We start from the raw sequence: 20,037 nt of genomic DNA on the forward strand, positions 1-20,037 counted from the left end.
TAGGGGCGGGTTCTCAACCCGCCCCTACGGACGGTGCCTGTGCCATTCACCTGACCATCCACGGGATGCGGTGAATAGGAATGTCTTGCATCGCATGCCGTGAATGGTTGTTCAGATGTGATCGCAGCCACTACGCTCCCCGCTACCGCGCAGCGCTATGCCCTACCCATACCCAGGTTGGCACCTTCTTCGTTCGTGAGCAGCGCCTATCTGATTGTGCGCGATCCTGGGCACTATCGCGTTGCATGGCTGTCGCGTGGGTCTCACGTCACGCATGGGCAGCGGATGGTCGCAGTGGTCGGCGGTAGACAGTGTATCCGACCGTGGGGCAGGCTGGAAGCCTGCCAGCGGGGCCAGCGCCTGCTGGCGGTGGAGAGGATGCCTCTCCACGCGGGCTGGAAGCCTGCACCACGGGGAGCCACCACGGGGATCGCTTGCAGCCCGTCTGACGCAGCGTGATATGTGGGTAATGCATAGCCCAGCAGGTGAGGGTGGGGGTGGGTCTGCTGTCCCGTGACGGTGGTACAGGTGATTGACGAGTGCAGGAAGTAAGTCCTCCCTGCGGAGCGTATCAACTGCCATTACTGGACTGATAAACGGTGATAAGTTCATCGATAGTGATGCATAGTATCAATGCACCTGCGCCGGTGACAACTCACCGGCGGCTTGCTGTGGATGCCTGGCAACACTCCAGTATAGTCTGACAACCTGCATACTGTGTCAATCAGGGTTTGATAGTACTACACCCCACCAGCGTAGTAGGATCGATATTTTCCTCACCACGCCAGACCTGGTAATCGAGGTGGGGGCCGCTGGCGAAGCCTGTATTGCCCATCAGGCCGATCACATCACCTGCCTGTACGTATTGCCCGTCGATAACTGTAACTACCGCGAGGTGGGCATAACTGGTTCGCCAGATGCCATCCAGCGCCATGACCCAGACGTGATGTCCGGCTGGGTAACTATCGAGGGTCACGCGAACAACACCATTGTGGGTGGCGACAATCGGGGTATACCAGCTTGCTCCCGGCTCGGCAATCCCGTCGCCATTGCCATCAACTGCCAGATCGACTGCACCCCACGTATGGGCTGGGGCGTGGGTTCCCACACTGTATCCCTGTGTGATGACCACCTGTCCCGTTGTGGGTTGGACCGGGCAACCGTGCGGGCCGGCTTCATCGAGGTAAAAGCTGGGGAGGGGGATGGGGGTAGGCGTCTGTGGCGGGAGTGGCGCGACCAGGGGGGCCAGCGCATCAGCAGTTGGCGTGGCAGGTATTGAGCGACCGGCCTGCGAAGCAGTTGGTGATGGACGAATGATGTCAGGGGTTGGCTGACGGCCAGAGGCATTGATTGCCACGTCGACGTAGTGTATGGTTGTGCTAAGCAGTTGCTGCTGCGCACGTTGCCACTCGGTCATCACCAGCGGACTAAGTGCCAGCGACGTTGCCAGACCGGCTGTGAGTAGAAGCGGGGTTAAATCAGGTAATGAAGAACGTTGCTGGAACGGAGGAAAAAGGGTTGCCGGCGAAAGCCCCAACACCAGTGCAATTGCTTCGACTTCGTGATTGCTGAGGCGGCGCAGACCGTACTCTGCCTCAGCAATCGCACGTGCAGGAATACCACTCAAAAGAGCCAGATCAACGAACGTCAGATCACGGGTTCGACGAATAGAGCGAAGTGTCTGCATACCTGTCCTCTTGCAACAACACGATTAGCTTGAAGATAGCACAATCGTGCAGCGGGCAAGATGACAGAATGCAGACAAATGACGCTTTAATCACCCTTCGCCATCTGTTCTTTCGCGGCGTACTCGGCTTCCAGCTCGGCCAGTTTGCGCTTGCGCTCACGTTTCTCCAGGCGATTCAGGGTAATGTAACCGGCCAGGATCGATACGAAGAGTGCCGGCCACACCAACCACGCAAAGCTGATCTTGATACTAATCGCAAACAGCAGGCCGAACAGACCAATAAATACTCCGCCGGCAGCCATGTACACTTCAAAGCTGGTGCTGGTCAGGTAGACTTCATCCCGTGGACTGAACCGTTGCTCTCGCGCCATAGGTATACCTCGTCTTGTGAGGAGCTGCCAAACCTGTACGTCTATGCTAGCACAAGCGCCCGGCGGATGGTAGTAGGTGAAACTATGCACTTTTTGTGCAATTTCTGTGCTTTTATGTCAAAGGTGTCCAATCAAAAAGGGGCAACGGTCAGTCGCCCCGTACAGTCTAGCGAGCCTGCGCTGCGGGCTGGCCCTTCCCCTCAATCAGCATGCGCAGACGGTCGAGCTGAATCCGCATGTCCAGTGAAGCAAAGATTTGCCCAAGACCGACAACAAAGACGCGCAGACTCGGATCGGGCACTTCATACTCAACCCGATTTTGCACAATCGTGCGGTCACCATCGGCAAACCAGCGCCAGAGTTCTTGCCCACGCCAGAGGCCATCAATGGTGAGCAAGATATGGTTACTATCGCGTTCAGTAACGGTATAGGTTGAGCCGGCTAGGGCCAACGATTTCAAGCGCAGTTTGTGCTTGCTCCCCAGAGTCATCAATTCGCCTTCAATCGGGTCAAGTACGACTAACGGTGATCGCCACTCCATCATCAGTTGCGGATCGGTCAGGTAGCGCTCGACGGTAGCGGGTGGCGCTTTAATCGAGACAAACTGTTCCTGGACAATCATACGTCTCTCCTGTGACTAAGCACTCTCAATCGTTGCGCGGTAATACTCTTCGATGCCTCGTTTCAGCATAAGCGCCGGATAGCCGGTAATCGGCACGCCCAGGGGGTTGCCGACAGCATCATTTGGGCCGAGTGATACCACCTCGCCGAGTTCAACCGGCTCGTAGGCGCGAGGTGCTTCACCGCGAGCTTCGGCAGCCAATACCTCGGCCAGATGTTCACCCTGTCGCACGGCATACGATGCCGTTGGTGGCAGGGTGCCACCCCGCCCATCGGGCACTGCTGCACAATCACCGATGGCGAACACAGTGGCGTGACCTTGCACGCGCAGATAGCGATCAACCAGCACCCGTCCGAGGCGGTCGGTAGGAAAGCCGGCCTCGGCGAGCAAGGCCGGGGCGCGTACACCTGCCCCCCATACAATCGTGCCGGCCCGCAAGAGGCGACCATCGGCGAAGCGCAGACGTTGTGGTTCAACCTGCACAACCGGTGTCTGCAAAAAGATGTTAACACCGAGACGTTCCAGGCGACGTACAGCCTCGTTGCTTGCCCAGGTGCCGAGATGGGGCAGCAGATGGTCTTCACGCTCGATCAGGGCGATCCGTACCTCTTTGCGGGGAGCGCCGGTCTGGCGGCAAAGATCATCGGCCCAGGCCGCCAGTTCACCGGCCAGCTCACAACCGGTATAACCACCACCGACAATCGCTGTTGTCATCGTGATCCGCAATTCAGTGGGATCGGTGATCGATGCGGCACGGGTGAACTGTTCAATCAGGTGCTTGCGCAGCTTAAGCGCATCAGAAAAGGTACGCAGGGGGAGCGTATATTCACGAGCACTGGGTACCTGGAAGGCAGTTTCACTCCCTAAAGCGAGGACCAGCCGGTCGTATTCCAGCGTTTGACCGGTGTGAAGCACGATTCGCCGCTCAAGCGGATGAATAGCCTCGACGCGACCTTCGATCCGTTCGACTTCGTGCCCCCGGAAGAGGGTATCTAACTGATAAATCGACTTCTGGTCGGTAATACCGGCAGTTGCCGTGAGATGGAGCAACTGTACCAACTGATGATACGGATTCTGATCGACGACCTGAATAGTTATTTCCATCCCGTATGCCCGGCGTAGACGGGCCAGATCAAGCGCAGTCCGTAAACCGGCGTAACCGGCACCAAGAATCACGATCCGCATAGTGACAATGCTCCGTGGAACAATCGCGATTGCAGAGGTATCGTCATCGCATCCCTCTCTTTACAGCATACCACGGTCTGGTTGCCGGTCAACCTTGTAACAGAGCGACATTCCTCTCAGAGTGGCAAACGCAGAGGCCAGGATGTTCAATTGCCCATCCTACACCTCTGCGTCACTCAGCAAGCGGTAAACGATCACGGCGCCGGTGGTGTCTTGGGTGGTGTTTCGACCCACTCATCAACCTTCGCCGCACCCTGTTCAATGGCATCGGCGGCACGACCGGCAGCCCGGCTAAAGCTGGTGCCCAACTCTTCTGCCGCACGGGCCAGGCGCTCGGTAAACGAACGCACCTGTTCGCCGACACGCTGCGGGCTGGGCAGGTTGATCTGGGGTGGATCGGCGGCAAAGATGTCGTCAACCACCCGTTCAGAGACATTGGCCAGCTCTTTGGGAAAAGCTACAACGGCCATTGCCACTTCAGCCATTGCCCGTCGTACCCGGCGGCGTGAGTTGCGCGGCAGCAAGACCAGCGGTACGGATGCTACCGTCAATCCAATCCGTGTAGCACCACCGACGAAGCCGGCTGCCATCTCAAACAGCCCATCGCGCTCGTTTGTTGTCTCATTGCTCATACTACATTCCTCCTCTGCTCTGAAGAGAGCAAATGGCCCTACTTCGCCTCTCCTTTTGGCTCTTCACCCTCTGCTGCCCATTTCTCGATGCTCTTGCCCGCAATCTCGGCGAAATCGCGTGGTAGTGAAGCAAAGGCGTACATCAACTCTTTGGTAGCATTGTGCATGTGCTGGCGCGACTCCGGCGGCAGCAGAGCTAGGGGGAGGGTAAAGACCGAGAAACCGAGCCGAACAATCCCACCTCCGAATTCCATCGCCGACTCAACGAAGCTGTCGTTGCGTCGCACCGGTACGCTGCGTACCCGCACCTCACCTTCACTCTCTGTCATCATCGCACCTCCTTAGATACGGTCAGCCAAAATAGCCGCCTACGAGAAAACCCGAAATAATCTGAATCAACGCGACGAATGGATTTGAGGCCAGCAGATAGCGAACATAGTTTTGCTGGGTTGGTTCCTGGTAGAGTTTGATCTGATTGTAGATCGGTGCCACCAGGGCCAGAAACATAAATGCCGCTACCCAGTACTGTCCCCAAATCAACGCCAGGATCATCAGCATTGCCTCGAAGCTGTTAATGGTGACGAAGGCGACGATCAGGGTGCGTTTCACCCCAATTGCTACCGTAAGCGATTGTAAACCAAGCTTCCGGTCACCCTCAACGCTCTTAATATCGTTGAGGAAGAGCAAGCCGGCTGCCAGACCGCCATTGATCAACGCTACCACTACGCTCTGCCAGGTCAGTGGGGCAAAGATTAGATGCCCGGCCATCCAGCTCATACTGACATAGCCCAGCCCCACTGCCGGCGGCCCAAGCCAGAAGTGCTTCTTGAGCTTGATTGGCGGCATGCTGTAGATCACTGACAACACGATCCCGACCACGGCAAGCAGGACAATGAGTGGATTGCCGAAGACCAGTGAGACGAGAAGGGTGGCCGCACCGAGTATGATCCAGTTCCAGCGGGCTTCGTTCAGTGAGATGATGCCGGCAGGAATGGGTCGTTGCGGATCGTTGATCGCGTCGAGATGACGATCAAAGTAATCGTTGATACTCTGGCTGAAGCCGGTCCCCAACGGGCCGGTCATTAATGCCCCCAGTAGCATAAGCCACCAGTGATCGGGTCGTGTCCAATCAAAACCTCGCTCGTAGCCTGATGCCAGGGCGCCACAAAAGCAGACCAGCACTGGCGAGATCCATGTCACCGGATCGGCAAGTTCAACATGTGCCCGGATTTTTCGGCTGAGCGAGACACGTTGTTCAGTCGAAATCATAATTGCTTACCGCATTGCCGGGCAGAATCTGCACCGGTCACAAAACCACGACTCCGCGTTACGGCTTGACCGCCTGATACAATACGTGTTCGTACCCTTCATCGAGAGTGACATCGGTAAAGCCAACCTGGCGCAACAAATCGGGATATATGGCGTGATCTTTGAATTCCAGTACCGAGAAGCCCATCCCAATCGCGCACAGGTAGTGGGTGAGGTAGTCGTAGTTGGGATGATTTGGATCACTGATCACCATATCCAGAATCAGAATTCGTCCGCCGCTGGGCAGGGCATCGTAAGCCTTCCTGAGCAACATCGTGCAGAATTGCGCATTCATCGGGTAGAGAATGCGCGAGAAGAGGACGGCGTCGCCAGGTGGGTATGGCTCGCGGTACATGTCAATAGCGACGGGAGTGATGCGGTCGGCCAGTCCTTTGGCCGCCACATTTTCACGTACCAGATCAAGGGCGCTGGGCAGGTTGATCAGGGTCACTTTGAGTTGGGGGAATGCCTGGCAGAGTGCGGCAGCAATGTCACCAATGCCGCCACCAACATCGATTAAGGTCTGCACATCGGCAAGCCGGGCGCGCTTGATCAACAATTCAGTAAACAGTTGAATGTTCGAGCGGTGTAAGGTTTCGTAGAACAGACTGTCTTCACGGGTGCGGGGCGGGTGTGGCACGATGCTGGTAAAATCGACCTTGCCACGCACGACATCGGCAAGCCGCAAATAGTAATTTTCGATCAAATCAGCAATGTAATCAACGAATGGTACCATCGTCATATTGCGATGGCGTTCGGGATCGGCGAAAAATTGATCGGCGAACGGCGTCAACTGCCAGGCGTCACCCTGCCGTGTTACCAGACCAATCTGTTCCATGGTAATCAGAAACTTCTCAAGGCGCGGAGGTACCGTCTCGGTAAGCGTTGCTAAGTCGGCCAGGGTGCGCGGGGCAGATGCCAGCAGGTCGAACAATCCCAAATCTTTGGCGGCTTTAATCACGAAGAAGTCAACCGTGCCTCTAAACACCATATCGTAGGCGCGGTTGGTCGCCGCAAACAGATCGTGCTGGGTCAGATCAGTCCCGTTCGTTTTTGTCGCATCCACTGATAGTACCGTCGTCATGCATTCCCCCTCGTGCACAGATGTGTGCCACTATGAAAGAACTGAAGTCGAGTCATTGGTTCTGGCAGCCATTCGGTTGAGCCAGGGCTGGAAGAAGATCGGAATAAAGCTGAGCCACCAACTGAAATAGCCGACCCAGGCAAAGATGCGATGTAACCGTCGCTGATGCGGATGATGGTGCATCGTTTTTTCCCAGCGATGTCCGGTGATCATCGCGCCGACCATACCGATAGTCGGTAGAGGGCCGGTGATCATAAAATAGATCTTCAACCAGCGCGGCTGGTGTTGTCCGCCAAATTGCTCTTCGCGAAAGAGTCGCCCAATGCCAACCAATGCAATCAGCAGGTTCATCAACCAATCGAGGGCGTGCGCCAGATTGGCAAGACGGGTGCGCAGCGTTGCTTGTGTTGGTTGCGATCCACGAGCTTCCTGCCGGCAGAGATAGAGCACTGCGGTGTAACATGCGAGCGACACCCCCGACACAGCGGCCATGACGTACAGAATAATTCGGTCAAAGTGCGTTGAGTTCATGTAATTTGTATTATAGTACAAATTGGCGACATTTCAAACAACAAGTGGTGATGATCTCATTAACACGCGTTGCCACTCTCGCAACCCATCCGGGTCGCCGTACCAGGGACGGCCGTGGATGGGTGAGTGATGAAGGCCGGGCACGACCAGATATTCAGCTCCAGCCAACGCTGCACAACGGAGCGTTGTAATTCCATCTCCCCACGCTTGAGCGCCGGCAGGACCATCGATCATGACATAACTGTTGTAGGCCATCCGTTCAATCCAGCGTCCTTTGCGATTGGCCTGAATGCTTCGCCCAATGATCGAGGTGTAGCGAATGTGACGGTAATATGCGCCTGGATAACTGCGATTGGTGAAGCCGACAGTCTGCCGGGTCCAGAATTCCTGACTGTGGTGTGGTGTACCGAGCATGATCAGGTGATCAACGAAGCGGTGTCCGCCATAAATCTCGCCTTTGTAGGGCTGATCGCCAAGATACATGCGGGCGACGGTTCCACCTACACTGTGCGCCAGAATCGTGACGGTCTCGGCACCTGTTTCGCGCAGAGCCTGCGCGACCGTCTCGCGGACAATCCGCAATACCGGGCGAAAATCCCAGTCGCGGGTCAAGGCCCAGCGCAGGCGTCCGATGGGGGTCGCGAAGACCCGAAAATCAAATGGGGGCTGCGATAGCGCCTGGGCCAGGGCGCTAAAGTCGTTGGGACTGGTCAGATACCCACCGATGATGACCAATGGACGAACCATACCTACCCTCATCCGGCATCAAACCAGAGTGGTATCACGTCACGTGCCCCGTACCAGGTTGCCGGTGCGTTGTACGGTGCGTGACGGGCACCTTCCAGGATCAGGTTGTCGGCACCGGCCAGGTAGCAAGCTGCGGTCGGCACGATACCGTCGCCGATGAGATTGCCGTTGCCGAACGAGACTTCATAGGAACGATAGGCAATCATCTCCTCCGGTGAACCAAAGCGCCGCCCACGCACGCTACGCCCCGCAACAGCCCGATATCTAATGTGGGGAAATGCCGCACCTGGATAACGGGCTTCGAGCCAGTCGGCAAATTGCTTGACCCATACCTCTGAGGTGGCGTGGGCAGTACCTAACGTTGTCAAACTTGCTACCACCTTGTGTCCGGCATAACGAACGTCCTGGTATGGCTCATCGGCCAGATACGCACGGGCAATCCGGCCACCGGCGCTGTGTCCGATTAAGTCAATTGTATCGGCGCCGGTTTCGCTTAAGGCAATCTGCACCGTTGCTGCCAGAGCATCGAGTGCCGGGCCAAAGTTAGGGTCACGCAGTGCCAGCCAGTCGAGTCGACTGAAATTGACAACGTAGACGATGCGATTGTAGGGTGGCGCAGCCAGGATGCGCGCCATTCCGAAGTAATCGGCGGGTGACGATAGCCACCCGCCCATGATCACCACCGGACGAGTCATAGCTTACTCTTTATCCTCAGAGCGCTCTGATTCAGTCGTGGTCTCGGCTGAACTGGTTTGCGCAGTCGATGTGGCGTTGCTGCTGCCGTTGCCGTTATCAGCTACGACCTTGATCCGACGAATCGTCTGGTTCTGCGGTTTGGCCGGTTCACCGGGCAAGGCATTGATGACGGCGTTGCACAGATCGCCACCGATACGGAACAGTTCCTCGGTCTGGAAGCGCAGCCAGTGGCCGTAGAAGTTGAAGACCTTTTCGGTGGTGGTACGCACTTCGCGGGTGAAGGCTTCCAGTCCTTGCGGCGGAAGAGCACCACGGGCATATGACCGTAAGAGATAGCCGATGGGCTGAATATCGGTTGGTAATTCATCACCGGCCAGACTGCGTTGTGTCGGTGGCGAAGGCGTACCTTCGCCACTCGTTGGTCGGTAACTTGCCGGCGCAAACCCGCGTGGTGTCTGTGTAAACGAGGGGGTGCCGGGTGTGTATGAGCGTGGCGGTGGTGTGTAGGTTGTGCGTGATGACACCGACGGGGTCCCTTCATCGGTGTAACGTACCGGTTCTTCGTAGGTCAGCCCAAAAAAGCGTTGGAGCCAGCCGGGCATCCAGCCGGGGCCGGCGGCCTCTCGGCGCTGTGGCGTTTCATCGGTCAGACCAAACCATCGGCGGACAAATCCGGGTAGCCAGCGAACGGTGTCGTTGTCCTCATTGAAGCGATTCATACCCGCTCCTCTCTATCACGAGCCAAAGGCAAAGAGACGGCGACGCTGCGGCACATAGGGTGCAAAGCAGAAGTTGATAATCTGTTCCAGATCATCGTTGGGATAGCGACGATCAAGGGTCGCAATTGAGTCGAGCACGTAGAGTAGTTGTTCAACCGGTGTTTCGGGCTTGCAGCGCACGAGTTTTTTGATCAATACCCGGCGTAATGCCAGACTGTAGCGTAATGATGTGGTTGCTAACCGGGCCAGCAGTTGATCGCGCACGTCAATATTTTTGGTTAACCGATCCAGCCAGCGGGCAAGTCCCAGGCGTTCACTCCGATCAAGGTAATAGTTCACTAGATCGGCCAATCCAACCACCGAGGTTACGCTGATCACCTCTGCCCAACGCTTGGGGAACGAGAGACGATTGAAAGCAGACAACGCCTCCAACTGCTCGACTAACTGACAGGCCGAGTGGTACGGTTCGCGTTCAAAGGTACGGCGCAGACCAGCTTCTCGTTCGGCCAGCATTGCTACGGCTTCACGTACCACACCGTCGCTATCATCGTATCCCCCGTGGTACAGATGCATCTCGTGGGCAAGTTCGTGGAGCGCAATACCAACACTCCCATCTTCGTCCCAGCGACCCAGCAAGACTACTGAACCGGAACGTGGTGAAAAACTCCCGCTATCGCTCCAGGCAGTGTCGCGAACGGTATCCATGGCCTCGAAGGTGAGCCGTTCGGCGAGCACTGTCGGCGGCAGATCGGGCCACATTTTGGTCGCCAGCCGTCGCACCTTACCGGCCAGGCGGCGTGGACGGTACGTATACTGGCCCACCGTCAGCGGACGGTCATCGGCACGTTCCATATCAATGATCAATTGCTGACCGCCGGAACGAAGCAACAATTGCATAGACGACCCTCCCTAGCGAACACTTTTCAAAAAGAGGCGCATAATCTGAATAACCTGTTCGGGCAACTCAAATAAAATCAAATGACCACATTTTGGTACTTCCAGGAACGAGCCGTTTGGTGTTAATGCAACCAATTTGCGGCCATCAGCCGGACGCATAATGGGATCATTCGCGCCGGCTACCAGCAACAATGGCTGGCGGATCATGCGTGCCTGTTCGGCCACTGCATTGAGAATCTCCGGGCGCGACAATTCGGTTGCCGATACCCGAACTGCTGCCGGATCACAGTAGCGTAGCCCTAGCGTGCCGAGTCGAATGTCGCTGATTGACGGTGTATGTTGCGCCATGACCAGTCGTGCGTAGATGAACGGGAGCCACCACAGGTTTCGCCGTTCGATTGGCCGTAACACCCGATTAAACACGACATCGAGCAGACGCGGCACAAACGCTGATGCCAGTTTGTTGTACGGTAGCAGGCTGAAGTTGAAGAAGATGAGCGAGCGTACCATATCCGGGTGATGTGCGGCGACGTGTAGCCCGACGAACGCACCGAGCGAAAAAGCGGCCAGATGCACCGCACCGAGATCGAGTGCGCGGATTAACGCCTGGAGATCGGCGCTAAAGCCGGCCACCGTATAATTCTGGTTTGGATCGGTATCCGAAAAGCCATGGCCCTTTAAGTCGTAGCTGATCACGCGATAGCCGGCTTGAGCCAGCGGATCAACCACGTGGTGCCACCAAAACGACGAACAGTCCCAACCGTGGATCAGGACGAGTGGCTGACCATCAGAAGGACCAACTTCTTGATAGTGATGCACAACACCGTTCAACTCAATAAATCGGGCACGGGCCAGGAGTGCTCGTTCGCCTTCCAGTCGTCGCCGCTCACGGCCACTCAGGCGACCGGCAAGGCGGGTTGCCACTTCATTCGCGTAGGCGACATACTTTGCCGTTGGTGGCGCATCAACCGGTCGCGCCGGCGGTCGCTCAAACGGAACAGGTTGGGCAAGGACTGACATATGCGCCCCCTTCGCTATTCTACCCATAACCGAAGCTGTTCCCCTTCAACTCTGGCCCGTAACCGACCACCATCCACCAGGCCAGGCAGGAGTACATGGCGACGCATCTGTTCGAGCTGGACAACGACTTCTTCGCTGGCCACAGCAATGTCAAGCGCTTTGGGATCGAGGAATGGAATCAGGAGGCGCATGTCTCGCTCGCTGCTTTGTGGACGCGGCGGCTCAGTCGCGAAGATGTCGCCATCGCGGTAGAGTGCTGCCCCGCGCAAAGCCCATGAATCCCGATCAGTTGGTGTTAGATCAAGCTGTCCAATCCGCAGCAACGGTCTGGCCCGGCTGGTTTCGTGACTAAAGTCGTGGCGGCTCTCATCATCAACCTGGTCGGGCAAGCCATTCACAATGACTTCATCACTGGCCATTCCATAAAGGCCAAAGGCGGTTAAAGCCGAGCGTAGTGGCGGCAGGCGCAACTCTGGTGGCAGCACAACCATGCGCACCCGTGCACCGCTTTCGGTTTCCAGCCGTGCCCGTTGGGTCTCCAGCTCAATGCGCAATTCCTGCAGGGGGGCAGTGGCGCTTGGGGCCAGAATAGCCGCCGGGATCATTGCCTGTTCCTGAGAAGCACGTGATTTTCCCGGCCCCCGGTCGAGGCCGAAAATGAGACGGACTGCCCACCGCAACACATCCGGTAGGGTCAGTGCCCGGATCAGTGCATCGGGTGCCGGGCCATCAAGGATCAACAGGTCGAAGCGCCCTGACTGCCGGGCACGTTCGGCTACCAGCATTGCTGCCACCGCATCAATACCGGGAAAAGCGGGCAATTCATCGGGGCCGAGGTCACGCAAACGGGCAACCAACCCACTCCGAAGCGAGGGGCGCACCTGTTCCCAACGGCGTGCGACCTCCTCGTGGGGATGAATTTCCATTGCCGCGAGATTCGGTTCAAGTTCGAGTGGGCGGGCACCGAGGCTCTGGTGCAACAGATGACCAATCAGGTGTCCTGGCCCACTCGACGCCAGCAGGGTGCGATAGCCGCGACGGGCGGCGTGACAGGCTGTTGCGAGCGCAGCCGCGCTCTGTTGGAGTTGATGATGAGCAGTAAAGATCAGTGTGCGCATGCGAGTGCTCGCGACCGGCGCTCAAGGCAACCGGCATAATCAACCATACGACCCTGAGCAAGCCAGTTTGCTCAGGCTGCTTCAACTTGCTGCTTATTGGCGGTGCGCACGACATTTGCCTCGTAGAAGGCTAGGCGCAACACTCCATCTTCGTACCGATAATCACCGAGGGTGCAGTCGTACAAAACCCGCGGCAAGGCGATGGTACGCTCCAGGCGGCCAACGACAATCGTCAAGTCGGGGCCACTGTGGCTGACCTCAATTGCCTCACCGGGATCAAGAAATGGCAGCCGCAGACAGAGATCGTACTGACCAGGCTCGCCATCATCACTCCATTGCTCCAGCCAGATCGGACGTTCGTCGTATAACAGCGCAGCCGGATCAACCTCACCGAACGTCAGCCGGCCCACGTGCAGCAGCGCCTCAACCCCAATTGGCTCGCCGCCCTGCAACACCGTGCGGAAGATTGGTGTCGGGGCAAAACTGCTTTCAATTTCAGCCAGATACTGCTGCTGGAGATTCACCCAGTAGTCAAAGTACGGGCCGAGATCGGTGCGATGGGGCAAAATCTTATTAACCAACACGGCATCCAATTGCAAGCCATACAGGCTCAGAAAGGTGTACGCCCGTCGGGTTTCGAGCAGGGGTAATCGTTCAGGATTCAATACTAGCCGTACCGATACATTCGAGCTGACTAAAAAATTGGCCAGTTGATCCATCCGCTCCAGCAGTTTACCAACCTCTTCAAAGAAGCGGTCGTCGGGCAGATCGCGGCGGAAAGGACGCGCAACATTCGCTATTCCGCGATACACTCGGAAGAGGCGTTTGCCGGCTTCGCCACCGATAATCATTTCGGGATATGCCAGGAGCCGCAGAGTATTACCGGTAGGCGCTGTATCAAGCACTATCGCGTCCCAACGTCCACTCTGGGCCTCGTCCATGACTCGTTGCAGAGCCAGGATTTCATCGAGGCCGGGTTGATTAGCCAGCTCAGCAGCTGTTGAGCGTTCGATCCCTCGGGCCGAATAGGTGGCAGTTACGAATTGTTGGAAACCACCCAGATTTTGACGCCACTCGTAAATGGTATCCACCTCAAGGCCATATAGATGAGGTGCCAGTGGCGTCGGTTGATCACGACTAATCGCGATCCCTATAACATCGGCCAGCGAGTGTGCCGGATCGCTCGACAGCACCAGTGTTCGGCGACCGGCCTGCGCCAGCATCACCGCAGTTGCCGCCGAGAGGGTTGTCTTACCGGTGCCACCTTTCCCGGAGTAGATAATGACGCGCGTCATAGTTCCTCATGTGCCTGCTGTGTTGTGATACCCCAACCCCATTACCTTATTCCGCATCGCTATCGTTGTGTCCGTTACGTGTTTCAGGCGTGATACCTGTCCCACTGCCACTCACCGTTGCCGGGCGGTCGGTGCGATTAACAACAATTCGTCGCACCGGCATAGACCCCTCCTGTCCACTATCAGGTGTCTCCGAACGACGGATACTGATGGCCCGTCGTACCGGTTGGTTCGCCGGGGCAGCCGGGTTATCTGCGGCAGCCGGAGCGGTTGCCGTCGGCTCTGGCACAGGGGCAGGTGATGATTGGCGGACCGCTGCCCGAACGGCGATTCGCCGTTGGGTTGATTCAGCAGCCGATTGTTGTTCCGTGGGTTCGACAAACCGTACTGCTGCCCGCACAACCGGTCCAACCGGTGCCAGTGGACCACCTTCAGCCTCTTGCTGTGCCGCAGCGTAGTAGAGACCGCGCATCGCATTGCGCCGTACTCGGGGGTCTTGCATGTTATTGATCAACTCGGTTGCGCCACTCAGGATTTCACTTGCTCGCCGCATCCCGCGCACAAGACCACGCGGGACTTCAAGCATCAGGCGCAACGACCGACTCACCTCGTACATATTTGGCTGTTCGGGCAGGGTTGGCAATGGGCCAACCGGTGCCGGTGGTGTCTCTGGTGATACGCCACTACCGCTGCGCTGACGTTCGTAAGCCGCAATCAGGTTTCCCGGCGATGCTGGTGTTGCGTCATCCTTATCGGTCGCGCCAAACTTCCACCATGGCTTCTGCTTTGGTTGTTGCGGTGCCGGCTCCGGCATCGGTGGTGGTGCTGGTTCAGAAGCCAGGAAAAATGGCGGTAGCGGTTTCCGCTCAACTGCCGGAAATTCTGCTTCAAATGCCTTGATCAGTTCTTCATCGGTAACACCGGCTACTACCTGATCACCAACCCAGGCCACCATTTTAGCCAGCACATCCACGTCCTCAACCGGCATATAATCGAGCGTATTGATAATGACGCGCTCCGGTTGACCGGCTTCCTGTACTTCACCGAGGGCCACCCGGCGTTTGCGTGGCGGTGTTGCCGGTATCCGCAGGGCCAAGCTCACCCGCCCGTGCCACGGATCCCAGATCTCGGCGCGAACCACATCAACATCGCTCCACGGAAAGCCATCAACAGTATCATTGAAAAACCCACGCGCCCACAGAATCAGCCGCCGGTTGGTCAACGCAACGAAATCGGCGAGCGCGAGGCCACCAATGCGACGTCGTTGTTCGTCGAGGAGCGTACCATCGAACAGTGCCAGCAGGGTCTCGCCTTCTTCAAGCAAACCGCGCTGCTGCATCTCTTCGACGCTGGTCATACTCACATTAACACCGAGAAATGGTCTCATACCTGCTCCTTGGGCGGTTGCGACCGCCGATGATTGCAACACTTATGTCGTTCGATCTTGATCGGCATCACCCGATCCACTCAACGCTGCCAGCGACGTGCGGTGAAGAGGGGTTGTCCGACGGCGGAGCGGAATCTCGCGCCGATCCGTGATATTCAATGGAGATGAAGCCGTTGCAGCCGGCTGAGTCGTTGCCGGTTCGCGAGAGGGTGAGGCACGTCGGCGCAACGGAATCTCGTGGTAGCGGTGTGGTGCTGGTGTTGCTTCAGGTGTTGGCGGCTCAACCGGTGGAGAAGGCGCAGTTGACTGCTGATTCCCCATCTGCCGGTTAAGAAACGCCAGCGCAATCTGTTGAGCTGCCGGATTATTTGCGACAGTCTGAACCAAATCATTGACAGCACGAATAGCATCGGTTAATTCACGAATACTGGTCGGACTTAAATCAAATGGCAAATCCGCCTCGCGCAACGTGCGCCGCAGCGTATCCCATGCCGAACGAGCGAGGCGACCAGCAGTAAAGATTTGATTTGGCGGCAGGCTAGCCGGATCAATCGCAAAGAGTGCATTTGGCGCTGCCGGGGTACGTGCAGCACCTCCCGGCCAGCGGTATGGAGTTTCATCTATGCGCAACGCATCTTCGGAACCATAAATAGCAGCACCGAGCGCGGTCATCACATCAGGAGCAGCTTGCCGGGCATCGATGCCGGCAGCCAGTGCCGATCTTGCCGTTTCGGCTGCTGTACGCAACAACACTATCAATGCCGGTACATACACCTGTGGGATCAAAGTCAGGGTAAAAACTTGATCATCGGCCTCTGGCGCGCTAAAGCCCATCGTCACTGCGCCGTGGAGCGGATCAATGCCACGTCCATCAATCAATGTCAGCTCATGCAATGGAAAGGCATAACACAAATGGCGTCCGTAATCGCGTGCCCACAGAATCACCCGCAAGTCGGTGATCAGACAATAATCGTGCAGCGTTGGGCCGCTCAACCGCTGTCCCTGCTGATCGACCAAAACGCCATCTATCGCGACCAGCACTTGCTCGTCAGGATCGAGCACATCCAGTCGCGTAATCTCTTCCAGATGAGCTGGTACGGTGGTATGACTGTAGTAGAGCAGGTTAATCATAACGCTCCCGAGGGATCGGCGTGAGGCAACAGAACGCACGCCTCACGCCTGCCCGCCAGCCTAGCGGTTGAAGCGCGAGCGAATGCGCTTCGGACGGAAGCCGTTGCTCGGGCTGCTGCTGAACGCTCCCTCGCCCGAGCCGCTCCGGGACACGCCCGGGTAAGCATTGCGGTTGATGTTGTCAACCGCTGCCGCGGTGGCCTGTAGCGCATTCGAGACCCATTGCCAGTGGCCCTGGAACATGATGTCGCCGATTTGCGCCACCTGCGCCGACGACTCCGAGAACCAGCCTCTCGTCGCCATGCACACACCTCCTTATCAAACGGACTCCATTATTCAGGTCACCGGAGGCAAGCCTCCGAGAAACCCCACAGTTCAGGCTGCCTCAACGTTGCGCCATTTGCGGCGCCATGAAGGGTACAATCAACCATTCACCCTCCATCTCGGCCTGACCGGCTTCCAGACCGGCCAGACTGGTCGGCAGCGTAATGACCCGCCGGAAGTCACCGATCTGTATCACCAGCTCGTCGCCGTTCTGATACAGATCGAGTTGTGATACATCAGCGAATGGCAGGCGGATCTTGACCCGGTACGATTTATCGCCAACTTTGGCAATATCCAGCGGTGCCCGGTCGTAGAGCACCGCAGTCGGATCCATGTCGCCGTAAATGTCATCTCCCATCTGGCGTAGCTTCTCCAGGCCCACCACTTCTTCGGGATAGTACGGTACGCGACGGATAGGCAATGGCACGAAGGCATGTTCAACATCCTGGAGATAGCGCTGTTGCACATCGCGCCAGTGGTTAAGATAGCCGCTATCCTGATCGAGGGGCAAAATCTTGTTCACCACTACCATATCGACGGTCATACCGTACATCGACAGGTAGGTTAAGGCGCGCTGGCTCTCTTTAATCACCATCTTTTCCGGGTTCATCACCAGGCGGATCGATGTCTCCCGCGGGTTGGCCAGTGTTGCCGTTACCCCCTCCATCTGGCGGAACATCTCATCAACGGCATCATAGACTTCGGGTGGGGCAACCATTTTGTTGAGGCCGGGCGTAATCTTGCTCATGGGCCGGATCAACGGCCTGATGACGTAGCGCTCGGCACCGCGCAGCATGTTGATTGCCCATTTGAACGTCTCTGGGGCTGAGAGCAGGCGCAGCGTTTCTCCCGTTGGTGCGCAGTCGATCACCAGGAGATCGTAGTCGCCACGCTCTTTGTGTTTCTTGATGCGGATGAGCGGAAAAGCCTCTTCCATACCTGGCAGGACGCTCATCTCGTCGGCCAGAATGCCCTGTACGCCCTGCTCGGCCATCAGTTGCGCGAAGTGCTCACGCACGATACCCCAGTTGCTCTCGATATCGTGATAAATGCTCACTTCAAGCGCATCGAGGTTTTTGGTAATCCGAACCGGTTCCGGGCCGAGTGGCCCTTCCAGATCGAGCGAGTCAGCCAGCGAGTGGGCCGGATCAGTGCTCATGACTAGCGTCTTCAAGCCTCGATCTGCGGCCCGGAGAGCTGTCGCTGCGGCGACACTTGTCTTGCCAACGCCACCTTTGCCGGTGAAGATTAGAGTGCGCATCAGGGCCTTTCCAGGAGCTACTGCTCGGCTAGTAACGACCGCCACAAAACGGTGTTAATGAGGTCTGCAATCGAACACGACATGACGTTTTTGCTTAAAAGCCAAAACCCTTCTTCCTCCCGCTGATTTTGGCCTGTACCGCAATAGTAGCACGAATATCCGCATGTGTCAATAAATTTTTCTCATATGCATCAGGCTCGTATTGCAGTCTGATGCCTTTCTGATACTGTGTAAGCCGTGTTTTGACGTTTGTCAACGCAGTAGAGTTTGACGGTTCGTTGCAATATAATAACAGGAAGCTGGCCGGTCTCTGATCACGTCTGCGATAGAGTTCGTAGTATGATTTGCAACGAGCATACGAAACAGAGCGCGATCAGCGCTCTGTCGGGATGTTCTGTCTGTTGCATCACAGTTGCAATTTTGACGTGTTATATACTGACATTATACCATCTCTGCTGCTCTTTGGGCGAGTGTTGTAAACAGATCAGACTGATCCAGGTTGTCCGTCCAGGGAATAACCTGCCAGATTTCAGTGTGGCTCACCGAGGCGCCGGGATCGAGGCGGCAGAGCGGGGCCAGTGTTTCGAGTTCGGTACAGCCGCGGTCGTAATAGATTTCAAGATTGCAGTTGTTGTCCGGGTAATGGGCAGCAGGCTGGTACACCGTTCGTTTGATGAAGAGGGTCGCCTGGTGGAGATAGGCCAACCAGCCGGCAGCGCTATGTGCTCCCACTTTGGCCGGTGGCCCGGCAATCGCGGTGTTGATCAGGATGAAGTCATCGCAGAAGGCGAGTCGTGGATCGGGCAGAGGGGTGTAGGGCCAGAAGGTGATCTGGCGGTTGGGAAGCAAGGGATTGGCAGGGGGCTGGCCGTTGTGTAATGGTAAGATCGCTTTTCCTCCCGGTGCCAGTTGGGTAATCGCCCACGGCGCCAGTTCCACCGGCCACAGCCCATGGTTGGTGAGAGTGTGTTGCAGGTGTAACCGTGGTTGTTCAGGATCAAGGGTTACAGTCAGGCTCTTCGCGATACCTCCCGGATCAACGGCGCTGTGCAGCGTGACGCCGTGATCGAGCTGTTCTGCCGTAGGACCATTGAGATCAGGCCAGTAACTGCGAGGAAAAGCTTCAGGCGCATGCCAGAGCCGATGCCCACCGAGGAGAACAAACTCGCCCCACGGTGTCTCCCAGCGGGCGTTTGGTGTTTCGGCCAGCAGGTTTGGGCCGTTGTCGAGGTGCAATGCGAGGATACGTGGGCCTCCGGCTGCCAGGACTGTCAGACGTAAACGGCGTGACGTGATCGTCAGGGTTTCATAGCTCATACAGGTGTCTCTCTGCACGCAGGTTTCAGGTGAACTCGGCGCTATCGGAATCGAATCGGCTTCTCATGGTAGCATGCAATCGTGCATGACGTTCAACCACACTATGGAGAGGTTTACATAATGAATGAGCCAACGATCTACGAGCAAATAGGTGGTGAAGCAACCTTTCGGCGGATCGTCGATATTTTTTATGCGCGGGTGGAAGCCGATCCACGTTTGCGCCATCTCTTTCCGGCCGATCTCGAACCGGGCAAAGAGCATCAGCGTCTCTTCTTGATGCAATATTTCGGCGGTCCGCGCACATACAGCGAGCGCCGTGGCCATCCGCGGTTACGCATGCGGCATGCTCCATTTCCCATCGGGCCGCGTGAGCGCAATGCCTGGCTGGAACATATGCTGGCTGCGCTCAATGAAGCCGGTGTTCCGGAGCCGGCCCGTTCGGTGATGGAGAGCTATTTTCGCCATGCGGCACAGGCAATGATGAATCGTTTGGGGGAAGACTAGAACTTATTTCAAAAAGCTGTACTGTCGCGCTCTTATAACCATCTCCGGTGCCATCACGCGCTGAAAAGGTTGCCTTGATCGCTCATCATCCGCGTGTGGCGTCGTTTGGAGCGTGGCTGCCATGCTACCGCGCCAGCCGTGCTCACGATCTGGCACGTGTCACGTCGTTGACCCGGCTGGTCACGCCGATGCCGGGTGTGC

Annotated in this window: 22 protein-coding genes; 1 reads left to right on the plus strand and 21 read right to left on the minus strand. The window is 57.0% G+C overall.

The window, feature by feature from the left end; genetic code table 11:
• Nucleotides 1-724: 724 nt before the first annotated feature.
• The 21 genes from VAE55_RS01615 to VAE55_RS01715 all read right to left on the minus strand — a co-directional run bounded on the left by VAE55_RS01615 (nucleotide 725) and on the right by VAE55_RS01715 (nucleotide 19,332).
• Nucleotides 725-1,687 (minus strand): peptidoglycan DD-metalloendopeptidase family protein, encoded by a 963-nt coding sequence (locus VAE55_RS01615; protein WP_322814084.1) that lies wholly within the window; start codon nucleotides 1,685-1,687, stop codon nucleotides 725-727.
• 86 nt (nucleotides 1,688-1,773) lie between these two features.
• On the minus strand, nucleotides 1,774-2,058 hold the full coding sequence (locus tag VAE55_RS01620) for a hypothetical protein (RefSeq protein WP_322814085.1): 285 nt from the start codon (nucleotides 2,056-2,058) through the stop codon (nucleotides 1,774-1,776).
• A gap of 166 nt (nucleotides 2,059-2,224) precedes the next feature.
• Complete coding sequence (locus VAE55_RS01625) at nucleotides 2,225-2,680, minus strand: SRPBCC family protein (protein ID WP_012256052.1); 456 nt, start codon at nucleotides 2,678-2,680, stop codon at nucleotides 2,225-2,227.
• 15 nt (nucleotides 2,681-2,695) lie between these two features.
• Nucleotides 2,696-3,865 (minus strand): NAD(P)/FAD-dependent oxidoreductase, encoded by a 1,170-nt coding sequence (locus VAE55_RS01630; protein WP_322814086.1) that lies wholly within the window; start codon nucleotides 3,863-3,865, stop codon nucleotides 2,696-2,698.
• Nucleotides 3,866-4,059: 194 nt separating this feature from the next.
• A complete protein-coding gene (locus VAE55_RS01635; RefSeq protein ID WP_322814087.1) occupies nucleotides 4,060-4,497 on the minus strand; it encodes a hypothetical protein in 438 nt (145 codons plus the stop codon).
• Between the two features lie 38 nt (nucleotides 4,498-4,535).
• Nucleotides 4,536-4,829, minus strand: a complete 294-nt coding sequence (locus tag VAE55_RS01640) for a hypothetical protein (protein ID WP_322814088.1) — start codon at nucleotides 4,827-4,829, stop codon at nucleotides 4,536-4,538.
• Between the two features lie 19 nt (nucleotides 4,830-4,848).
• Nucleotides 4,849-5,766, minus strand: a complete 918-nt coding sequence (bchG, locus tag VAE55_RS01645; RefSeq protein WP_322814089.1) for a (bacterio)chlorophyll synthase — start codon at nucleotides 5,764-5,766, stop codon at nucleotides 4,849-4,851.
• 58 nt (nucleotides 5,767-5,824) lie between these two features.
• Nucleotides 5,825-6,889 (minus strand): bacteriochlorophyllide d C-20 methyltransferase BchU, encoded by a 1,065-nt coding sequence (bchU, locus tag VAE55_RS01650; RefSeq protein WP_322814090.1) that lies wholly within the window; start codon nucleotides 6,887-6,889, stop codon nucleotides 5,825-5,827.
• A 30-nt stretch (nucleotides 6,890-6,919) separates the two neighbouring features.
• Nucleotides 6,920-7,420, minus strand: coding sequence for a hypothetical protein (locus tag VAE55_RS01655; protein WP_322814091.1), 501 nt, complete (start codon nucleotides 7,418-7,420; stop codon nucleotides 6,920-6,922).
• Nucleotides 7,421-7,453: 33 nt separating this feature from the next.
• Nucleotides 7,454-8,167 (minus strand): lipase, encoded by a 714-nt coding sequence (locus tag VAE55_RS01660; RefSeq protein WP_322814092.1) that lies wholly within the window; start codon nucleotides 8,165-8,167, stop codon nucleotides 7,454-7,456.
• Between the two features lie 8 nt (nucleotides 8,168-8,175).
• Nucleotides 8,176-8,862, minus strand: coding sequence for an esterase/lipase family protein (locus VAE55_RS01665; protein WP_322814093.1), 687 nt, complete (start codon nucleotides 8,860-8,862; stop codon nucleotides 8,176-8,178).
• A 3-nt stretch (nucleotides 8,863-8,865) separates the two neighbouring features.
• Nucleotides 8,866-9,582, minus strand: coding sequence for a hypothetical protein (locus tag VAE55_RS01670; protein WP_322814094.1), 717 nt, complete (start codon nucleotides 9,580-9,582; stop codon nucleotides 8,866-8,868).
• 15 nt (nucleotides 9,583-9,597) lie between these two features.
• Nucleotides 9,598-10,479, minus strand: coding sequence for a hypothetical protein (locus VAE55_RS01675; RefSeq protein ID WP_322814095.1), 882 nt, complete (start codon nucleotides 10,477-10,479; stop codon nucleotides 9,598-9,600).
• 12 nt (nucleotides 10,480-10,491) lie between these two features.
• Nucleotides 10,492-11,499, minus strand: coding sequence for an alpha/beta hydrolase (locus VAE55_RS01680; protein ID WP_322814096.1), 1,008 nt, complete (start codon nucleotides 11,497-11,499; stop codon nucleotides 10,492-10,494).
• A gap of 14 nt (nucleotides 11,500-11,513) precedes the next feature.
• Nucleotides 11,514-12,617: an ArsA-related P-loop ATPase gene (locus tag VAE55_RS01685; protein ID WP_322814097.1), complete on the minus strand. Its 1,104-nt coding sequence runs from the start codon at nucleotides 12,615-12,617 to the stop codon at nucleotides 11,514-11,516.
• A gap of 71 nt (nucleotides 12,618-12,688) precedes the next feature.
• Nucleotides 12,689-13,912, minus strand: coding sequence for an ArsA family ATPase (locus tag VAE55_RS01690; protein ID WP_322814098.1), 1,224 nt, complete (start codon nucleotides 13,910-13,912; stop codon nucleotides 12,689-12,691).
• A gap of 46 nt (nucleotides 13,913-13,958) precedes the next feature.
• The gene (locus VAE55_RS01695; protein ID WP_322814099.1) at nucleotides 13,959-15,299 is read right to left on the minus strand and encodes a hypothetical protein; all 1,341 of its coding nucleotides are present in this window, start codon (nucleotides 15,297-15,299) and stop codon (nucleotides 13,959-13,961) included.
• Nucleotides 15,300-15,341: 42 nt separating this feature from the next.
• Nucleotides 15,342-16,430 carry a hypothetical protein gene (locus tag VAE55_RS01700; RefSeq protein ID WP_322814100.1) on the minus strand — a complete coding sequence of 363 codons (1,089 nt, stop codon included), beginning with the start codon at nucleotides 16,428-16,430 and terminating at the stop codon, nucleotides 15,342-15,344.
• 60 nt (nucleotides 16,431-16,490) lie between these two features.
• The gene (locus VAE55_RS01705; RefSeq protein ID WP_012256036.1) at nucleotides 16,491-16,733 is read right to left on the minus strand and encodes a bacteriochlorophyll c-binding family protein; all 243 of its coding nucleotides are present in this window, start codon (nucleotides 16,731-16,733) and stop codon (nucleotides 16,491-16,493) included.
• 82 nt (nucleotides 16,734-16,815) lie between these two features.
• On the minus strand, nucleotides 16,816-18,015 hold the full coding sequence (locus VAE55_RS01710; RefSeq protein WP_012256035.1) for an ArsA family ATPase: 1,200 nt from the start codon (nucleotides 18,013-18,015) through the stop codon (nucleotides 16,816-16,818).
• Nucleotides 18,016-18,456: 441 nt separating this feature from the next.
• A complete protein-coding gene (locus VAE55_RS01715) occupies nucleotides 18,457-19,332 on the minus strand; it encodes a hypothetical protein (RefSeq protein WP_322814101.1) in 876 nt (291 codons plus the stop codon).
• A 120-nt stretch (nucleotides 19,333-19,452) separates the two neighbouring features.
• Between VAE55_RS01715 and VAE55_RS01720 the strand changes: the two genes are divergently transcribed.
• Nucleotides 19,453-19,836 carry a globin gene (locus tag VAE55_RS01720; RefSeq protein ID WP_322814102.1) on the plus strand — a complete coding sequence of 128 codons (384 nt, stop codon included), beginning with the start codon at nucleotides 19,453-19,455 and terminating at the stop codon, nucleotides 19,834-19,836.
• Nucleotides 19,837-20,037: the final 201 nt, after the last annotated feature.

The sequence above is a fragment of the Chloroflexus sp. genome, assembly GCF_034432675.1.
In the GTDB taxonomy this organism is placed as follows: Bacteria; Chloroflexota; Chloroflexia; order Chloroflexales; family Chloroflexaceae; genus Chloroflexus.